The organism is Phocaeicola sp. RTP21359st1_B8_RTP21360_211022, assembly GCF_040911965.1.
GTDB classification, from domain to species: Bacteria; Bacteroidota; Bacteroidia; order Bacteroidales; family Bacteroidaceae; genus Phocaeicola; species Phocaeicola vulgatus.
Window position 1 is genome coordinate 69,538 of sequence record NZ_JBDFXP010000012.1, and the last position, 19,873, is coordinate 89,410.

The window sequence follows — 19,873 nt, forward strand, 5'->3', positions numbered from 1 at the left end:
CTTCCTTACTTAATTCCTAACTTAGCGTTGTATTCTTTCAATGTGTCCAATACGTTGACACGTACATGGATAAAGTTTTCGATGCCTGCGGCTTTCAGCTCTTCCATACAAGCAGGAGCACCTGCAACAATGAAAATAGCTCGTCCGTCCAATGCCTTGAATGCAGGAATAGCATATTCTGCATATTCATCATCGCTGGAACAGATAACTACGATGTCTGCACCGGCTTTCATAGCTGCTTCGACACCGGCCTCTACTGTGGGGAAGCCCAAATTGTCGATTACTTCGTAACCGGCACAAGCCAAGAAGTTGCATGAGAATTGGGCACGTGCTTGACGCATGGCCAGATTACCGATAGTCAGCATAAATGCTTTCGGACGTTTGCCGGATTTCTCTGTCTGCAAACGAAGTGCTTCAAACTGGCTGGCAGCACGGTCGAAGTTTAATGTGGCAAACGGCTTTTCACAGCTGTCATGATTACCTCCACAACAACATTTGGCTTCTACAGGAGCCTTTTCGCCTGCTTTTTCATTGAAGTTAGGATATTGGTTGGTACCCAGTAGAATTTCTTTGCGTTTTGAAACGGAATCGTGGCGGGCCTTGTTGCTTGCGTTGATCGCTTCCTGTACTTTTCCTGCTTTGACTGCTTCCAGCATTCCTCCTTCGTCTTCTACTTTCAAGAATAATTCCCATGCCTGTGTGGCAATAGAAATTGTTAAATTTTCAATAAAGTAAGAACCCGCGGCGGGGTCAACTACTTTGTTGAAATGACATTCTTCTTTTAGCAATAACTGTTGGTTACGGGCGATACGTTCAGAGAAGTCGTCCGGAGTTTCGTAAGTCTTGTCAAACGGGGTTACGGTGATGGAGTTGACTCCTGCCAAGGCGGCACTCATCGCTTCGGTTTGAGTGCGGAGCAGGTTTACATGTGCATCAAACAAAGTCAGGTTGAAAGTGGATGTTTCAGCATGTGCCACCATTTTGCAGGCACAGAGACAAGTGCCGTCTTCCGCTTTGTTCGGACATTCGGGCTGGCGGTTGCATTGAGGATGATATTCTTTTACGATGTCCGCCCATAACATACGTGCTGCGCGGAACTTGGCAATTTCCAGAAAATAGTTGGAACTGATGCCGAAATTGAATTTTATTTTCTTGGCAGCCAGTGCGGCAGGAACTCCTGCTTCTACCAGCTTGCTCAGATATTCGTTACCCCAGGCCAATGCATAGCCCAGTTCTTGTGAAATATAAGATCCGGCATTGTTCAGTTCTATCGCATTGACACAGATACAACGGAATTTAGGTAGCGGAGCCAGTACTTCTACCAATTCTTTGGCAGTAGTGATGAAATTGCTAAGGTCTTTGCCTTTTACCATCATTTTACCCATAGGGTCATAGTTGACGGAGCCTTGCAACTTGGTCAGGTCGTATCCTTTCTTTTGGAAGTAAGCAACCAATAATTGGGCTAATTCCACCGTATGTCCTTGGCAAGTGGAGAAGTTTAACTCAATGCATTCCGCACAGATATCATTCAATAATGTTTCGATATATTCAGGACTGAGGTCTTTCTTCTTTACGTAGAATCCCAATGAGTCAACACCTTTGTTCAAAATATCCAGTGCTTTAGCATTAGCCTCTTTAGGGCATTCTACTTTGATTTCCTGACGCACGAACCAAGTATTGTCGTTTTTCTTCGTGCCTCTTACATAGGGGAATTCTCCGGGTAGTCCTTCAGTTGTTTTCAAACCTTCCAGATCTTCCTGGCGATAAAATGGTTTTACTTTAAAACCTTCGTTGGTTCTCCAAACCAATTTCTTTTCAAAATCAGCGCCTTTCAAGTCGGCTGTAATCTTTTCCATCCACTGTTCCGTAGAAACGGCTGGGAAGTCCGAAAAGAGTTTCTCTTTACTATCTGCCATAGTTTATTCGGTATTAATATTTAAGAATTATATCACATACTTTTTCAATAGTACGGGCAAATATACTAAAACCTTTTAAATAGAATCCTTTTTTTAGCTATTTTCATAAAGGAGAAAGAGAGGTTTCTGTCATTTTGTTAAGTGACGAAAATAAAAGATGTTCTTATTGCAAAGTGGATATTGCAAAATAAATAGGAATCATGAAATAATAGTTTTCAAATTGTTGGGCTGAGTGAGGGGAATTCATTAATTTTGCGGCAATTTATAAAAACATAGTATTATATCATGGACTGGTTACAAAATCTATTATTTGATGAAAACTCAATAGCGCATATCGTGCTGCTTTATTCCTTTGTGATTGCAGTAGGAGTGTTGCTGGGAAAAATTAAATTTTTCGGGGTATCGTTAGGTGTTACTTTTGTTTTGTTTACCGGTATTGTCTGCGGACATTTCGGCTTAACGGGGAATACACAGATACTTACATTTTTACAGGATTTCGGACTGATATTGTTCGTGTTTTGTATCGGACTTCAGGTAGGTCCTTCTTTTTTCTCTTCCTTTAAGAAAGGAGGGATTGCTATGAATCTAGTGGCAATGGGGATTGTCGCATTGAACATTGCTGTGGCAGTGGCTTTGTATTATGGTTTGAACGGCCGGATAGAGCTGCCTATGATGGTGGGTATTCTTTGTGGTGCCGTAACGAACACGCCGGGACTGGGTGCTGCCAACGAAGCGTTGAGCCAGCTGAATTACAGTGGCCCGCAGATAGCGATGGGATATGCGTGCGCTTATCCGTTGGGAGTGCTGGGTATCATTGGTTCTATTATTGCTATCCGCTACATTTGCCGGATTAATTTGAAAAAGGAGGAAGAGGATATCGCTAAAGAAGAAGCTGCAAATCCTCATCTGACTCCTCGTATGATGCATCTGGAAGTACATAATGAGGCGTTGGCAGGAAAAACGTTGCTTCAGGTCAGAGACTTCATGGGGCGTGACTTTGTTTGTTCGCGTATATTGCAGAACGGTCATGTCAGTATTCCTAATCGTGATACTGTCTTCCATCTTGGTGATCAGTTGTTTGTGGTTTGTGCAGAGGACGATGCGGAAGCCATTATTGCTTTTATCGGTCCTAAAATTGAAGTGGATTGGGAAAAGCAGGATACTCCGATGGTATCCCGCCGTATTTTGATTACACAACCTAAAATGAATGGTAAGCAATTGGGTGAGTTTCATTTCAGTAGTATGTATGGTGTGAATGTGACCCGTGTCAACCGTTCAGGTATGGATATTTTCGCTTCACGTAACTTGACCTTGCAGGTAGGTGACCGTGTAATGGTGGTAGGTCCTCAGGATGCGGTGGAACGTGTTGCCAATTTGATGGGTAACTCATTGAAACGTTTGGATCATCCTAATATCGTGACTATTTTTGTGGGTATTTTCCTGGGTATTTTCTTTGGTAGTCTGCCTATTGCGTTTCCAGGTATTCCTACTCCGGTAAAATTGGGTTTGGCTGGTGGTCCGTTGATTGTATCTATTTTGATAGGTCGTTTCGGATATAAATTGAAATTGGTGACTTATACCACTATGAGTGCCAATTTGATGTTGCGTGAAATTGGTATTGCTTTGTTCCTTGCCAGTGTGGGGATAAAGGCTGGTGCGAATTTTGTGAATACGGTTGTCGATGGAGATGGTTTGTTGTATGTGGGTTGTGGTTTCCTTATTACAGTTATACCTTTATTAATAATGGGAGCGGTTGCACGCTGGCATTACAAGATGAATTATTTCATGTTGATGGGGCTTATTGCAGGTAGTAACACAGATCCCCCCGCATTGGCGTATTCTAATCAGACAGCAGGTAATAATGCTCCGGCGGTAGGTTATTCTACTGTGTATCCGGTGTCCATGTTCCTTCGTATTCTGACTGCCCAATTATTGATATTAATATTGGCAAGCTGATATTGGTAAAAAGTATAAAAACAATAAAGTATAAAACTTGTAGGAGGGGGTGTCAAAAAAATGGTAGCTTGAATCATTTTTTTGACGCACCCTCTTGCTGATTAAAAGAATAAATATGATTTCAGTAGATGGATTGACCGTTGAGTTTGGCGGTACCACCTTGTTTAGTGACATATCTTTTCAGATAAATGAGAAAGACCGTATTGCCTTGATGGGGAAAAATGGTGCGGGCAAGTCTACCTTATTAAAGATCTTGGCTGGTGTGCGGCAACCTAGTCGTGGAAAGGTGTCGGCTCCTAAGGATTGTGTGATAGCTTATCTTCCCCAGCATCTGATGACAGAGGATGGGCGTACTGTATTCGAGGAAGCTTCTCAGGCATTCGCGCATCTTCATGCTATGGAGGCAGAAATAGAAGCCATAAATAAGGAACTTGAAACACGTACCGATTATGAAAGTGATTCATATATGGAGTTAATCGAGAAGGTTTCTGCCATGAGTGAGAAGTTTTATTCCATTGATCTTACTCATTTTGAAGAAGATGTGGAAAAGGCTTTGCTGGGACTTGGTTTTATGCGTGAGGACTTCAATCGCCCTACCAGTGATTTCAGCGGTGGCTGGCGTATGCGTATTGAGTTAGCTAAATTATTGCTCCAGAATCCGGATGTATTATTGTTGGATGAGCCCACCAATCATCTTGATATTGAATCCATCCAGTGGTTGGAGGATTTCTTGGTCAATAGTGCCAAAGCGGTAATTGTCATCAGCCACGACCGTAAATTTGTAGATAATATCACGACCCGTACCATTGAAGTAACGATGGGACGTATCTATGATTATAAAGTGAATTACTCCCAATATCTGATATTGCGTAAAGAACGTCGCGAGCAACAGATGAAGCAATATGAGGAGCAGCAGAAGATGATACAGGAAACCAAGGATTTCATAGAACGGTTCAAAGGAACTTATAGCAAAACTTTGCAAGTGCAGAGCCGTGTGAAGATGCTTGAGAAATTAGAATTGGTTGAAGTGGACGAAGAAGATACCTCAGCATTGCGGTTGAAATTCCCGCCTTCTCCGCGAAGTGGAAATTACCCGGTCATTATGGACGGGGTAGGAAAGACCTATGGTGATCATGTGGTTTTCAAGAATGCCTCATTGACCATCGAGAGAGGGGATAAAGTGGCTTTTGTGGGCAAGAACGGTGAAGGTAAGTCTACTTTGGTAAAATGTATCATGCGTGAGATAGAGCATGAAGGGACTTTGACGCTGGGACACAATGTGCAGATTGGTTATTTTGCTCAGAATCAAGCCTCTTTGTTGGACGAGAACCTCACGGTCTTTCAAACGATAGATGATGTGGCGAAAGGGGAGATCCGTAATAAAATACGAGACTTGCTGGGTGCATTTATGTTTGGCGGCCCCGAAGCTTCCATGAAGAAGGTGAAAGTGCTCAGTGGTGGAGAACGTACTCGTCTTGCCATGATCAAACTATTGTTAGAACCGGTGAATCTGTTGATTTTAGATGAGCCTACCAATCACTTGGATATGAAAACCAAAGATATCCTGAAACAAGCTTTGATGGATTTTGACGGTACATTGATTGTTGTATCTCATGATCGTGACTTTTTGGACGGATTAGTGACGAAAGTGTATGAATTTGGGAATAAAAAGGTAAAAGAACATCTTTGTGGTATCTATGAGTTCCTGGAAACAAAGAAAATGGAAAGTTTGCAGGAGTTGGAAAAATAAATTAGCTTTGTATCTGTTAACTTTGGATTGGATGTGGAGATGCAAACAATTTCTATAGATATAAATAAAGTACAAAAAGGAGACGAGACGGAGTTTCGTCTTCTTTTTAATCTTTTCTATCCTCGTCTGATGTCTGTAGCTTGCCGTTTTGTGCCTGAACATATTGCCGAAGATATTGTACAAAGTGTCTTTGTCATGTATTGGGAGCAGAAGTCCGCTTTGATACCCAATGCCATTCATTCTTTCCTTTATAAATGCACACAGAATAATTGCCTGAATTATCTGAAGCACCAAGCTGTTGTGCTGGGGCATGAGGAGGAGGTACGTCTGGCGGAAGAACGCATGGCCTTTCAGCTGGCAGGATCGGACGCCAACGAATTGTGGAATGAGGTGGTTGAGCGTGATATCCGGAAATTGTTGAAAGCTTCCATCTCTAAATTACCTCCTAAATGTCGTCAGGCTTTCGAATTGTCTTACTTTAAAGAGATGACTTATAAAGAGATAGCGGAGGCTATGCATATTTCATCCCGTACGGTGGAAGAACATGTACAGAAAGCCACAAAATTCTTGAGAGAGGATTTGAAGGAGGTATTGTTCTGTCTGTTGTTTTTGCTTCGTTAATACCTTCATGCAGGCTTTTTCTGGAGTCTGTAAAAAATAAAATGCAAAAAAAGCATTTTTTTTTCTTTTTAACCCCGTAGTTCCTTCTAGGTTAATTGTCTTAATAATGAAAGACAATAAAGAAAGTAAATGAAGGACGAAATTTTAATTCGATATATCAATAAGCATTGTACTGCAACCGAAGAAAAAGAGATTTTAGAGTGGTTGAAAGAGAAAGATAACCGTCAGCGTTTATTTGAGCTGGAGCAAATCTGGGGACTGAAAGCTGAAATGCGTTTTTCGGATAAAGGACGTATGGATGAAGCTTATCGGCAACTGAGCAGACAACTTGGCTTGAGTGGGCAGATAGAGAAAAGAGAGAAACCGATACAGAGATTTACCGTCAGGGAATGGTGGAAGTATGCGGCTGTGTTGGTTGCTGTTTGTCTTTTTGCGACAAACTTGTTCTATATCACGAAAGAGGAACCGGAAGCATACAATACGGTAGTGGTTCCGAAAGGCCAACGGGTTTCTTTATTGCTGAGTGACGGGACAACAGTCTGGCTGAACGCTGAGAGCCGTTTTTCTTATCCGGCTAAGTTCTCGGAAAAATATAGAACGGTCACATTGGAAGGAGAGGGCTATTTTGAGGTGGCACATAATCCCAAATGTCCGTTTACGGTGAAATTGCCGATGTTGAATATCAGGGTGTTGGGTACAAAATTTAATGCAAAAGCCTATTTGGATGAACCGAGTTGGATTACTTTGAAAGAAGGTTCGGTAGAAGTATCAACCTTAGATGACAGAAGTAAGGAAAGAATGTCGCCCAATGACCAGGTATATTACACCGTTAGTGATGGCTTGGTGTTAATAAGGAATTCGGCGCAGGCAAATGTGGATAGTTGGACTACTGGTGACCTGAGATTCGACAATAAGACTTTGAAAGAAATGGCAAAGGTTATAGAACGTCGGTATGATGTGAAAATCAGGATTATGGATAGTTCGCTGGTTGAAGAATATTTCACTTGCCATTTTAGGAAAGACTTGACCATAGCCCAGGCGATGGAATTGTTGAAAGAAACCAGACGGGTGGATTATAGAATTGAAAAGAAAACGGTATACCTATATAAAAAATAACAGTATGTGAAACTTTGAAAAACAACGGATGCCTATGAAGTAAAACCTTTGCAAAAAATGAAGGGTCGAAGACGCACCACCATCTTTCGACCCGGATTAATGAGTAACCTTATAATTTATTACAAACTAATCAATTACAAATGTATGGATAATATTATGAAATGCACGCCATTGGGTGAGCAAAAATCACTATGGCTACGAAAAACATTGTTAATTATGAAATTCTTTGTTCTTTTTCTATTATTGGGAACTGTCCCGTGTTGGGCAGGCATCGCTTATTCACAGAATGTGAAGATGTCTTTGGACATGGAAAATACTACGGTGCATGACGTGATTAATGCTATTGAGAAAAAAGGAAATTTCTATTTTACCTATAATCTGAATCAAGTCAATGTCAATAGAAAAGTATCCATTAAAGTAGAAAATAAAACGATTAACCAAATTTTAGATCGGTTATTTTCAAAATCAGGTATCGATTATAAAATAGAAAATCGTCATATTGTATTATATAAGCAAGCAACTCCCGAAGTAGAAGCTGTGAAACAACAGAAATCTATAAACGGTATTGTAGCCGATGAGCAGGGTGAACCTATCATTGGTGCCAGTGTATTGGAAAAAGGTACTACAAACGGTACGATTACTGATTTGGATGGTCGTTTTACTTTATCTATCGGTAAGGGAACTGAATTGATTGTTTCTTATGTAGGTTATACCACAAAGACCGTGAAAATAGGTAATCAGTCTACTATAAAAATTGTATTAATAGAAGATACCAAGACATTGGATGAGGTGGTTGTAATTGGTTATGGTACACAGAAAAAGTCTGATGTTTCAGGTTCGGTAACATCAGTATCGGGTGATAAACTGTCTAAGATTCCTACTGCAAATGCAGAGATGGCATTGCAAGGTATGGCTCCGGGTTTGTCGGTAAACTTTGGCAGTGGTGCTGCCGGTTCTTCTGCCACTTTGCAGGTACGCGGTGTGACTTCTTGGAAAGATGATGATGGCGAGAACAGTGAAAGTAACGGTCCACTAGTGATTATCGATGGTGTTCCGGGTAATATGTCTTATCTTAATCCTGAAGATATTAAATCGATTTCCGTATTGAAAGATGCTGCTACTGCCGCTATCTATGGTTCACGTTCGGCAGCTGGTGTTATTTTGATTGAAACACATCGTGGTACGATGAATTCAGCTCCGAAGATTACTTTTTCCGGTTATTGGGGGTTGAGTGCCATGCCGAAGCGTCTGGAAGTTTGTAATTCAGCTGAGTTTATTAAAGTACGTAAGATGGCATTAATAAATGCAGGTACGGATGAAAGCCGCTGGCCTAAATATATCAGCGAGTACGAGAGAGACCCGAGTCAGTTTGCTGATACTGATTGGCAGAAAGAGTATTATCAACGTGGTTTTACACAAAAATATAACATTGGTTATACGGCAGGTAGTGCTAATTCCAATGTGTCTCTTTCTGCTTTCTATAGTAAGACGGACGGTGTGACTATTGCTACCGGAGATGAAAAGTTCGGTTTCCGTTTAAACTCTGATGTTACCCGTGGTAAGTTTAAAATGGGTGAATCTGTAAGCTATAGCCGTTGGTCGGCCGATTTGGAATCCAATTCGGGTTTCTCTTCCATTTATCAGGTGACGAATATGGAGCCGTTAGCGTTCCTTTATGATGAGAACAACGATGGTGGTTATGGTGGTGCCATCTCTGGTATGGGTATGTCTGATGCCGGTAATCAGGTTGCTTTTAATAAATTGATTGATAATACAAGCTCTACCGATTATATCGCAGCTTCCGGCTATTTGCAGTACGAGCCGATTAAAGGGCTTATCGTGAAATTCAATGCCAGCCGTAATATGTACTTTAGCAAATCTCGTCTTTTTACACCTACCTATGAGATTGGGGCGGCCAAACGAAACACGATGGCTAGTTTATCTGAATCACGTTCGCAGACAACCAACGATTTGTTGGAATTGACTGCTAATTATGACAAGACCATTGCTGAAATACACAATCTTTCTCTTTTATTGGGACTTTCTCAGGAAGAAAATAAGTATGAAGACCTTAGTGCTTCCGGTTCTGATTTTGAGAATAACAGTATGAGCTTGATGGGACATGCTAAAAGTAACTATTCTGTAGGTGGTACCAAGACCCGCAGTGCCCTCCGTTCTCTCTTTGGCCGTGTGAACTACAACTACATGATGCGTTATATGATTATGGCTTCTTTCCGTTATGATGGCTCTTCACGTTTTGCTAAAGGTAACAAGTGGGGGTTCTTCCCTTCTGTATCATTGGGCTGGAACATTGCTAATGAACCATTTTGGGAAAATTTGAAAGAAACTGTTTCCATGTTTAAACTCCGTTTGAGCTACGGTGCTTTGGGTAATCAGAACATAGGTCTTTATCGATATATTCCTACTTTGAGCTACAATACCCATGCATTGAACTATCCTTTTGATGGTCGTGAAACTTCCATGGGATATGCCATTACAGCTTTTCCATCCAGTAACATCAAGTGGGAAACGACGGTGTATAAGAATATCGGTGTAGACATTAGTTTATGGAACAATAAACTGGAGCTTTCTGCGGAAGCTTATATTAAGAACACCAGGGATATGCTTTCTAGCCGTAACATCAGTTTAGCTACCGGCTATAATTCTTCTATCTTGGTGAACGATGGTAAGTTGCGCACAACCGGTTTTGAAATGCAAGCCATTTATCATGGCAAAGCCGGAGGATTGAAGTATGATTTGGATTTGAATTTATCTCATTATAAAAGTGTGTTGAAATCTATGGCCAATCCTGACTATCTCTATGAATACGGTGCTTTGCGTACTTATGTAGGTGGTGAAATCGGTGAATTCTGGGTATATCAAACTGCCGGAATCTTCCAAAATCAAGCAGAAGTGGACGAATGGAACACAGCTCATGGCTATAAGGATCAAAACGGCAACTGGCAGCCTCTGCAGCCTGTGGCTAAGCCGGGTGATATCCGTTTCATAGATCAGAATGGAGATGGTATGCTTGATACAAACGACCGCGTGAAAGTGGGTAGTGGTACACCGAAGGTGTCATTGGGATTCAACATTAACTTGGCTTATAAAGACTTTGATTTGGTAGCCAATTTCTACGGTGACTTTGGTGCTAAGCGTTATAACTATACTAAATATCAGTTGGAGCGTATGGACCATGTGTTCAACTATGGTAAGAATGCCTTGAATGCTTGGACACCTGAAAATCCTGATACTGATATTCCACGTGCCGTGTCTGGTGACCCTAATAAGAACTCTCGTACTTCCACCCGTTTTGTGGAGAATGGTGACTATCTGCGTCTGAATAACTTGCAGATAGGTTATAATCTGCCGGTTAAATATTGTAAGAAAATGGGCTTGAGTAACCTGCGTATTTATGTAGGCGCTACCCGTTTGTTCACTATTACCAACTACAAAGGATATGATCCTTCAACCGGTTCTTCAGTCGGACAGATGGGATATGACTATGCAGCCATTCCTTTGAGTCGTGACTTTATGATGGGTCTTAAATTCGGTTTCTAATTAAATTTAATACGAAGATTATGAAATTCAAAAACATATTATTATATGCAGCTCTTCTGAGCGGAATGTCTTTTTCCTCTTGCACAGATTTCTTGGATGAAGACTCTAATCCCAATGCTTTATCACCTGGTATTTTCTGGAAAAGTGAAGGGGATATTATGAAAGGATTGACTAGTGTATACGGAGCGTTGCAGCCGAATGCATCTTGGGCGATACCGTTTGAACGCTACATAGTAATAGACGGATACAGAAGTGATGAGATTACCCACAGAGATGATGTGACGAGTTGGATGAATATTTCATCATTCAATGTGGAACCCACTAACTCCGTAGTCAAGACGGAGTGGACTAATTTGTATAAAGGTATTAATTATGCCAATCAATGTTTGACCAACATTCCCACTGTACCTGGTGACTCGGAATCACTCAATGCCTTGAAGAAGCAGTCTATAGCCGAAGCCCGTTTTTTGCGTGCTTACTTTTATTATCGTTTGTATGTGAATTTTGGCGAGAGAGTTCCTATTTATAAGGAGGCATTGGCAGGTACGGATGAAGAGTTCTATCCGCCACAAGCCAATCCGGGAGAACTGGTAAGTCTGATTGAGACTGAACTGAAAGAAGTACAGAGCGACCTTCCCGAAAGTTATGAGGAAAGTGAAAAAGGACGTGTCACGCGTTATACGGCAGCAGCCCTTTTGGGTAAGTTCTATATGTTCCGCAAAGAATTGGGTAAAGCCGAAGTTGAGTTCAAGAAAATCATTGATAAAGAAGGAAGTCTTTTTGGCTTGATGGAGAATTGGGCTGATAATTTTGACGGTATGCACAAGAACAATAAAGAGTCTCTTTTTGAGATTCAGTTTACCGGAGACCGTTCAGGCGGACAGTATGAATATAACTTGTTTACCGTTCATTTGGGACCTATGGCTGGGCTGGATGCATATGAAGAAGCTTATCCTACGGACTGGATGTGTCAGACGTTATTGGCTGATAAGACTATAGACGGTAAGTCTAGCGACCGTGCACTTCATACGCTTATTTTTGACGATCCCGAGTGTCGTCCCTTTTATTATAAGAATGGAAAATCCTTTAAGGATTACCACAAAGAAGGAGAAATCTTCTGGCACAAATATGTTACTTATACCGAGGGTATGAGTGATTATTGGGACTATAGTTTCTTTAATGTTTCCGTTATCCGTTATGCCGATGTATTGTTGCTTTATGCAGAATGTCTAAATGACAAGGGTGAAACAACAGAGGCCATTAACATAATAAATAAGGTTCGTGCACGTGTCAATGTACCGGCATTGCCGCTTACCATGAGTAAAGCCGAAGTCTTGAAACATCTGCAAGACAAAGAACGTCCTTGCGAGCTGGCATTGGAAGGTTCGCGCTGGTATGACTTGGTTCGCTGGGGTATTGTAGAAGAAACGCTGAAAGCTCACAATAAACCGTTTGTTGAGAATTATGTAGATACCAAGCACCAGTTGTTTCCTATTCCTCATAGTGAATTTCTGTTGAATCCCGATTGGGAGCAGAATCCGAACTATAGCAAGTAATCTTGTTTGTATAATTTTGGAAGAACCGTTTATGAAACATTTATTTCCTATATATGGAATGTGTAGCATTCTTTGGCTGGGGGCATGTACCCCGGTCGCTACACAGCCGGAAAAGTCCCTGTTTACGACACAGGAAGATTTTCCCAATTTGTTGAATGTGAAAAATGTACCGGAACAACCTGTAGATGGGGATCTCAATTTGTTCTCTGATCTGGGTGCATGGAGTGGCTATGCATTGCCAGTAAACCAAAGCAGGGCATTTGCGGGTGCCTTCATCGGGCCTATGACGATGCATGGAAGAGGATGGATTGCCCAAACGTTGGCACAGCCTACGTTGGTGGTTAATGGTGAAAAGTACGACTTGGTTCGTAATATGCAGACAGCCAAGTATCTACCTGGAAAGTTGGTACAACATTTTAAAGATGCGCGGTTGGAATTCACTACTGACTTGTGTTTTGCCACTTCACGCACTGCTTTTGTACGTTCTGTTATTACAAATCTTAGTGACACACCTTTGAATGTGTCACTGACTTGGAGTGGCGGTGTTTTTGAAGAGAATACTACTGCCACTAAGGTGGATAAGGGCGTTCGGTTCCATTATCCGTTCTACGGTCGCCGTTGGGGAACCAATCGCCAGATTATCACACTGCGTAACGAACCGCCGGTAGACGAGGTGACGGCTACCGTGCTTTTCCATACAGCCGATGAAGTGATGACTGTGGGGAACGACAGTTTGCAAGTTGTTGAGAAGAGTGACTATTTGCTGCAATCCGGCAAAAGTTATACTTCGGAATACAGCCAGACACTGACCTTGAAAGGCGAAGAGGCAGATAAGGAGTATGTTGCAATAAAATCCATACCTTTTGATCAATGTTTTGCCGAGAATGCGCAGCGTTGGAATCAGGGGCTTCAACGGATACTGTCTGCCGACAGTCCTTATATGAAAGAAAACGCTTACAGGAACATTGCTGTGAAAGCATTGATGACGTTGAACTCCAATTGGCGTACTCCTGCCGGTGATATCTTCCATGGTTGTAGTTTCCCTTCCTATACAGGATTCATCGGTGGATGTTGGTCGTGGGATGCTTGGCAAATTGCATCGGGTAATGTGTACTATAATCCCGAAGGGGCCAAGAGTGAAATGCTTTCTTTGTTCGATTATCAGGCAGAGAATGGTATGGTTCCTGATTTTATCGGTTATAATAAGGCACGTAACAATTGGCGCGACTCCAAACCTCCTGTAGCATCATGGGGAGCCATGAATGTCTATAAGGTTACAGGAGACAAAGCGTTCTTGGACGAAATATTTGATAAATTGTATAAGTTCCATCAATGGTGGTATGCTGAGCGTGACCACGATCACAATGGCATTTGCGAATATGGTTCTACTGATGGTACACTGATTGCGGCGGCTTGGGAGAGCGGCATGGATAACGGTGTGCGTTTTGATGACACCCGGATGCTAAAGAATGAGATGGAGAAAGCTTGGTCGATGGATCAGGAGAATATTTGTTTGAATTCCTTCCTTTATGTAGATAAACTGACACTTTCGGAAATGGCTTCTATCTTGGGAAAGCAGGAGCTTTCTGAACAGTTGGCTAAGGAGGCTGAGGTAATCAAGCTGTATGTACAGACTAAAATGTATGACAGCGAGAGTGGTTTCTTTTATGATATTCGTTTGAATGACCGTACACCTGTCAAGGTGATGGGGGCTGAGGGGTGGTTGCCTTTGTGGGCAGGTATTGCTACCCCGGAACAAGCCGAGAGTGTGAAGAACATCATGATGGATGAAAAACATTTCAACTCTTACCTGCCGCTAGGTACTCTTGATGTAAGTCATCCTGCATTGCGTCCTACTTTCGGTTATTGGCGTGGTCCGGTTTGGTTTAACCAGGTATATTTTGGTATAACCGGATTGAAGCGCTACGGATATGTGGAGGAAGCCGACTTGCTGACTCGCAAGTTCATGGCACATGCTCAAGGACTGATGACCGACGGACCGATTCATGAAAACTACAATCCACTGACAGGTGAAGTGTTGAATGCACCCAACTTTGGTTGGTCTTCTGCTTTGATTTTGCGATTGTTGTTGGATCAATGATAGTGGAAGTAAAAATCAGTATGCGGATACTCCGAATTTATTAAAAGATATATTTATGATGAAAATTCGTTCTATATTGACAGGGATTGCCATATCTTTGTCGTTGGCAGGTATGGCACAATCCCAATATGACGGTGCTCCGGTAAACAGGAGCGCTAACGAAACGAGCACAGACAATGTAGAAGTGCGTAAAAACAAATACCCCCGTTCGGATAATGATTGGGAAAATTTTAATGTGCTTCATATCAATCGTCTGCCTTCGGCGGCTAATTTTATGGGATACCCCACTAAAGAATTGGCATTGCAGGGTGATAAATCACAATCTCCTTACTTCCAATCCTTGAACGGAACATGGAAATTTCATTTTGTACCCCGTTCGGATGAACGACCGATGGACTTCTTCCAAAAAGGATATGATGTTTCAGGTTGGGATGATATTAAAGTTCCTTCCAATTGGGAGCTTCAAGGGTTCGGCTATCCTTTTTATGTAGGCAGTGGGTATGGTATAAAGAAGAATCCACCATTGATTGCAGTGGAAAACAGCCCGGTTGGCTCTTATAGACGTACTTTTACTATTCCTGCTCATTGGAATAAACGCCAGATTATTCTTTATTTCGGAGGAGTGGCTTCTGCTTTTTATGTGTGGGTGAATGGTGAAAAAGTAGGTTACTCTCAGGATTCCAAAACACCTTCGGAGTTTGATATTACGCCGTATGTAAAACAAGGGGAGAATGAAATAGCCGTACAGGTTTTCAAGTTCAGTGACGGATACTATCTGGAAGATCAGGATTACTGGCGTTTTGCCGGCATACAGCGTGATGTCTATGTGTATGCCCGGTCTGAAACTCATGTGCGCGACTATGAAGTGGTGACCGATCTTGACGGGGAATACAAGAATGCTGACTTTCATCTTTTTGTAGAGTTGGGCAAAGCAGGAGAAGGTAAAATAAAAGGGGCTGAAGTGGAAGTAAGCCTGTTGGACAAAGCAGGCAAAAGTATCTACAATGAGCGTAAGCGTTGGAATGCTGCCGATCGGGAACTTCATTTTAAAAAGGAAGTGAGAGAACCTTTGTTATGGAGTGCGGAGAAACCGAATCTGTATAGATTGCTGATTGCTTTGCGTGTAAATGGCAAACCGGAACAATATATTTCCCAATACATAGGTTTCCGTAAATCCGAAATCAAACATGCTCAACTGCTGGTAAATGGCAAGCCGGTCTATATAAAAGGAGTAAACCGACACGAACACGATCCTTATAACGGTCATGTGGTAGATGAGGCATCCATGCTGCGTGATATTCAATTGATGAAAGAGAATAATATCAACAGTGTACGAACCTCTCATTATCCCAACGATCCCCGCTGGTATGAATTATGTGATATTTATGGTATGTATGTGGTTGATGAGGCCAATATCGAGAGCCATGGCATGGGATATAAGCCCGATCAATGCCTAGCTAACCAGCCCGAATGGGAGAAAGCTTTCATAGACCGCACGGAACGTATGTTCGAGCGTGACAAAAACCATCCTTGTGTCATTATCTGGTCATTGGGTAATGAAACCGGTGAGGGATGTAACTTCGCGGCTACCTATAAATGGGTACATGCCAATGACCGTTCACAGCGTCCCGTGCATTCGGAAGACGGAATAAAGGGACCTTATACCGATATTTTCTGTCCAATGTATAAAAAGATAGATGTATTGATCAATCATTCTCTCTATCTTCCGACCAAACCGCTGATTCTATGTGAATATGCCCATGCTATGGGCAACAGTGAAGGAAATCTTCAGGATTATTGGGATGTGATAGAGAAATATCCCTCTTTACAGGGCGGACATATCTGGGACTGGGTAGATCAGGGCTTGTATGCAAAGACGCCGGATGGAAAATTCTATTGGGCATACGGAGGTGACCTGGCTCCGAAAGGTACTCCAAGTTCTGCCAATTTCTGTATGAACGGTCTGATTGCCGCCGACCGTACCTTGAAGCCGCATATCCATGAAGTGAAAAAAGTATATCAAAATATAGCATTCTCTTTATTGGATTATCATGAGGGATGGGTAGAGTTACGTAACAAGTACTTCTTTACGGATTTAAGTGATTTCAATTTTACTTGGAAGCTGGAGGGGAATGGTGAACTTCTGGCTACCGGAACTATTGATAATGTATCCCTGGCTCCTCAGCAGACGGGTAAGTTCAAGACTTCTTTTCCAGCCATACAGGTAAAACCCGGTGTGGAGTATTTCTTGAATTTCTATGCCAGTTTGAAAAATGAGGATGGTCTGCTGAAAGCCGGAACAAAACTGGCTGATGCCCAGGTGAGTCTTCCATTTTATCAGCCGTTTGTTGCTGAGGTTCAGTCTTCATCGGTGGTAGCAGATGATGCGGCTTCGTTGTTGACACTTACAGCCGGTAATCTGAGCGTAGGTTTTGATAAGGAAACCGGTGCCTTGACTTCTTATAAAGAGGGAAGTACGGAGCTGATAAAAGAAGCTTTACGTCCTAATTTCTGGCGTCCTGTGACGGATAATGATATGGGAAATGGCATGAATAAAACCTTGCGTCCGTGGCGTGATGCGGGGCGTCAGGCAAAACTGTTGTCCATGAAACAAAAGGCGTTGGGTAAAGAAGCTTATGAGGTTGTTTCTCATTATAAGTTGCCTGTAGGAGAGTCTGATTTTATCGTTGCCTATCATTTTTCGGGAAAAGGGTATTTGGATGTGAACTGTACTTTCATTCCGGGTAACGATACATTGCCTTTATTGCCCCGGATGGGGGTTAGTATTACACTGAACAAGCAGTTTAGTCAGATGGAATGGCTGGGACGTGGTCCTCATGAGAATTATATAGACCGGAATACTTCTTCTTATGTAGGTCTGTACAAGGGAAGTGTGGCCGATCAGTATTTCCCGTATGACCGTCCGCAGGAAAACGGTAATAAGACTGAAGTCCGTTGGATGAGCCTGACAGATACCGCCGGACAGGGATTGATGGTTGTCGGACAGCCTTATGTCAGCACCAGTGCTTATCTGTTCCCTACAGAAGATTTAGATGAGCCGGGCCTTCGTAAATCGCAGCGTCATTTATCTGATATCCAGTTCAAGGATATGGTGACATGGAACATTGACCTGAAACAGATGGGAGTGGGTGGTGATACCAGTTGGGGGGCTTATCCTCATCAGCCTTATTTGATTCCGGCTGAACGTATGTCGTTCTCCTTCCGTTTCTGTCCTGCAAAGCAGCATGGAGTATCAGGAAACCGGCAATATTTGAATTTTAAGTAACATAGGTTCGTTCAAAAAGAAAGAGGGCTGATAATTATTGTTTACTTATTTGCGGTAGCCCTTTTGTGAATAATTTAAGGTCAGAAGGGGGATGGTTCAGTGAGTGAAGTATCTCTCTTAAAAAAGCAGCTTGGATAGTGAATTCTATCCAAGCTGTCTTTTTATTTTTTATATTTGTCATACCGGTTAATATCCCGGATTCTGATATTCATTAGCGTTATCAATCAACAATAATTCGGCTGTGGGAATGGGGCGCAAATAGTGAATGTTCTTATCGAATTTTGTGATTTGCGGATTAGCTTTTGTGATACGGCTTTCGAAAGCACGGAATCTCTTCAAGGTCATCCAGCGGTTCCATTCACCAATCATTTCGCGTGCATACTCGTCCAGCAAGAAATCCTGGGTAACTTCCGAAGCTGTGATATCCATACTATGGTCATGTCCTTTACAGGCACGGTTCCGAAGTGTGTTCAGTCTTTCGGCAGCACTTTGGTTGTTGCCTAATCTCCAGTCAATTTCGGCTGATATCAGGTAGGTTTCTCCTAAACGGTAGACAATACAGTCTGCTGAGGAATAAGGTTTGGAGGCATTTGAACCGGCATATAGGCTAGGACAATCTGCTTTCTTCAGACTTGGGAAAAACTTCAGAGGACTTTTTGTGTCGGCATAGTTGTCTTCCAAGTTGAAAATGGCATAGCGGCAAGCGTTTCTTTCGGCTTGTGTATAGGTCTTACGAGATAAATAGACAGCCGTATCTCCTAAAGTGATATCATAGGCAGAATTGCCGACCCTGCTGGTGGATAGACCGTATCTTTGTGCATCGGCCTCGTTCCACGTATATCCGTTCTTGGTACTGTTCGTAGCGTTATTCACATAATAAGTGTCTTTGAAGAAGGCTTTATAGCGGCCGTCTTTCTCTCCATATAAATCAAGCATATACTTGCTGGGTTCCATATAGCAGTTACCTTTTGCCAGTTTGGGAACTTCGTACCCGTTGATGTTCGTAGCGTAACTGGGTGTCATGCCCGAAAGATAGATGCCTGAGGTATTGTTATTGTATGCTTCGGAGTGTTTCCATACACGGTTGAAATAGTTTCCACGAGGATTATAAGCCGTAATGGTAGAGTGGCAGACAATGAAAAGTGCTTCTTCGTTGTTTTTATTGTTGTTCTCATCAAAAACAGCTTCTACATCATCATAAAGCTTGACTCCCAACGAACCGGCGTTCTGAATCAGGTAATCTGCCGCCGCCTTTGCTTTTTCCAAATAGGTTTTGCTTTCGCTGTCCGTCAGGGCGGTGGTATTACCCAGACCGTCTGTATAGGTGGAGAAAGTGAGGCAGGCTTTGGCATATAAATGATAAGCGGCTGCACGTGTCACGTGTCCTTTTACTTCCTGTGTGATAGGAAGATTTTTCATGGCGAATTCCAGATCTTCCAGAATTACTTTATAAAAATCATTAACCGAACTGCAAGGAAGAACGGAAATAGGACTGTTCATAGGCTCCAATGGCAGGTATTTGCCTCCCCATTGCTCTACAATATTATATAAGGCATGGGCACGGATAAATCTTGCTTCGCTGACCAACTCGTTGATTCTTGTTTCGCTTAGACCTTCCACTTTGTCGGCATAATGGACAGCTGCATTACATGCACTCAATATACCATAGAAACCCGCATATCCTTCATTCAACATACCGTTGGAAGCACCGTAATCTTCATAACGGAGTAGTTTGCTCCAGTTACCGTTGGTACCATCGGGATTCGTATCTTGCCAAATGTCTGTTCCACCTTCTGCAACCATTAGATAGGTGTCTTCTGCCTGACCATAAACTATGCGGACCAGGTCAAAGTAACAGTCGTTCACTTTCTTTTCATAGCCTGCCGGGGTAGACCATTCTTGTTCTGTGGAGATGCCGGAGGGATTAAATTCATCCAGGCTGCAACCGTAGGCAGACAACATCATGATTACGGCTGATATAGAGAGTAATTTATGTTTTTTCATCTGTAT

The 19,873-nt window shown here is 42.3% G+C and carries 10 protein-coding genes; 8 read left to right on the top strand and 2 right to left on the bottom strand.

All coding sequences use genetic code 11. The annotated features are described in order from the left end of the window. Positions 1 to 5: 5 nt before the first annotated feature. The gene (gene mutA / locus AB5062_RS08215) at positions 6 to 1,916 is read right to left on the bottom strand and encodes a methylmalonyl-CoA mutase small subunit (RefSeq protein WP_005852997.1); all 1,911 of its coding nucleotides are present in this window, start codon (positions 1,914 to 1,916) and stop codon (positions 6 to 8) included. A 285-nt stretch (positions 1,917 to 2,201) separates the two neighbouring features. Between mutA and AB5062_RS08220 the strand changes: the two genes are divergently transcribed. From AB5062_RS08220 to AB5062_RS08255, 8 genes are all read left to right on the top strand, one after another. After that, entirely contained in the window at positions 2,202 to 3,872 is a 1,671-nt protein-coding gene (locus tag AB5062_RS08220; RefSeq protein WP_005845692.1) for a putative transporter, read from the top strand. A 115-nt stretch (positions 3,873 to 3,987) separates the two neighbouring features. Further along, the gene (locus AB5062_RS08225) at positions 3,988 to 5,622 is read left to right on the top strand and encodes an ABC-F family ATP-binding cassette domain-containing protein (protein WP_005845690.1); all 1,635 of its coding nucleotides are present in this window, start codon (positions 3,988 to 3,990) and stop codon (positions 5,620 to 5,622) included. A 39-nt stretch (positions 5,623 to 5,661) separates the two neighbouring features. Next, positions 5,662 to 6,243, top strand: a complete 582-nt coding sequence (locus AB5062_RS08230; protein WP_005852999.1) for an RNA polymerase sigma-70 factor — start codon at positions 5,662 to 5,664, stop codon at positions 6,241 to 6,243. A gap of 129 nt (positions 6,244 to 6,372) precedes the next feature. Continuing rightward, entirely contained in the window at positions 6,373 to 7,359 is a 987-nt protein-coding gene (locus AB5062_RS08235; protein ID WP_005845685.1) for a FecR family protein, read from the top strand. A gap of 144 nt (positions 7,360 to 7,503) precedes the next feature. Beyond that, a complete protein-coding gene (locus AB5062_RS08240; RefSeq protein WP_032951797.1) occupies positions 7,504 to 10,920 on the top strand; it encodes a TonB-dependent receptor in 3,417 nt (1,138 codons plus the stop codon). Positions 10,921 to 10,940: 20 nt separating this feature from the next. Beyond that, positions 10,941 to 12,476: a RagB/SusD family nutrient uptake outer membrane protein gene (locus tag AB5062_RS08245; protein WP_005845681.1), complete on the top strand. Its 1,536-nt coding sequence runs from the start codon at positions 10,941 to 10,943 to the stop codon at positions 12,474 to 12,476. A gap of 31 nt (positions 12,477 to 12,507) precedes the next feature. Next, entirely contained in the window at positions 12,508 to 14,577 is a 2,070-nt protein-coding gene (locus AB5062_RS08250) for a trehalase family glycosidase (protein ID WP_368326858.1), read from the top strand. Between the two features lie 55 nt (positions 14,578 to 14,632). Continuing rightward, positions 14,633 to 17,863, top strand: coding sequence for a glycoside hydrolase family 2 TIM barrel-domain containing protein (locus AB5062_RS08255; protein ID WP_005845677.1), 3,231 nt, complete (start codon positions 14,633 to 14,635; stop codon positions 17,861 to 17,863). A 186-nt stretch (positions 17,864 to 18,049) separates the two neighbouring features. On the opposite strand, the gene AB5062_RS08260 is transcribed toward AB5062_RS08255, so the two are convergent. After that, positions 18,050 to 19,867: a RagB/SusD family nutrient uptake outer membrane protein gene (locus AB5062_RS08260; RefSeq protein WP_005845675.1), complete on the bottom strand. Its 1,818-nt coding sequence runs from the start codon at positions 19,865 to 19,867 to the stop codon at positions 18,050 to 18,052. Between the last annotated feature and the right edge of the window lie 6 nt (positions 19,868 to 19,873).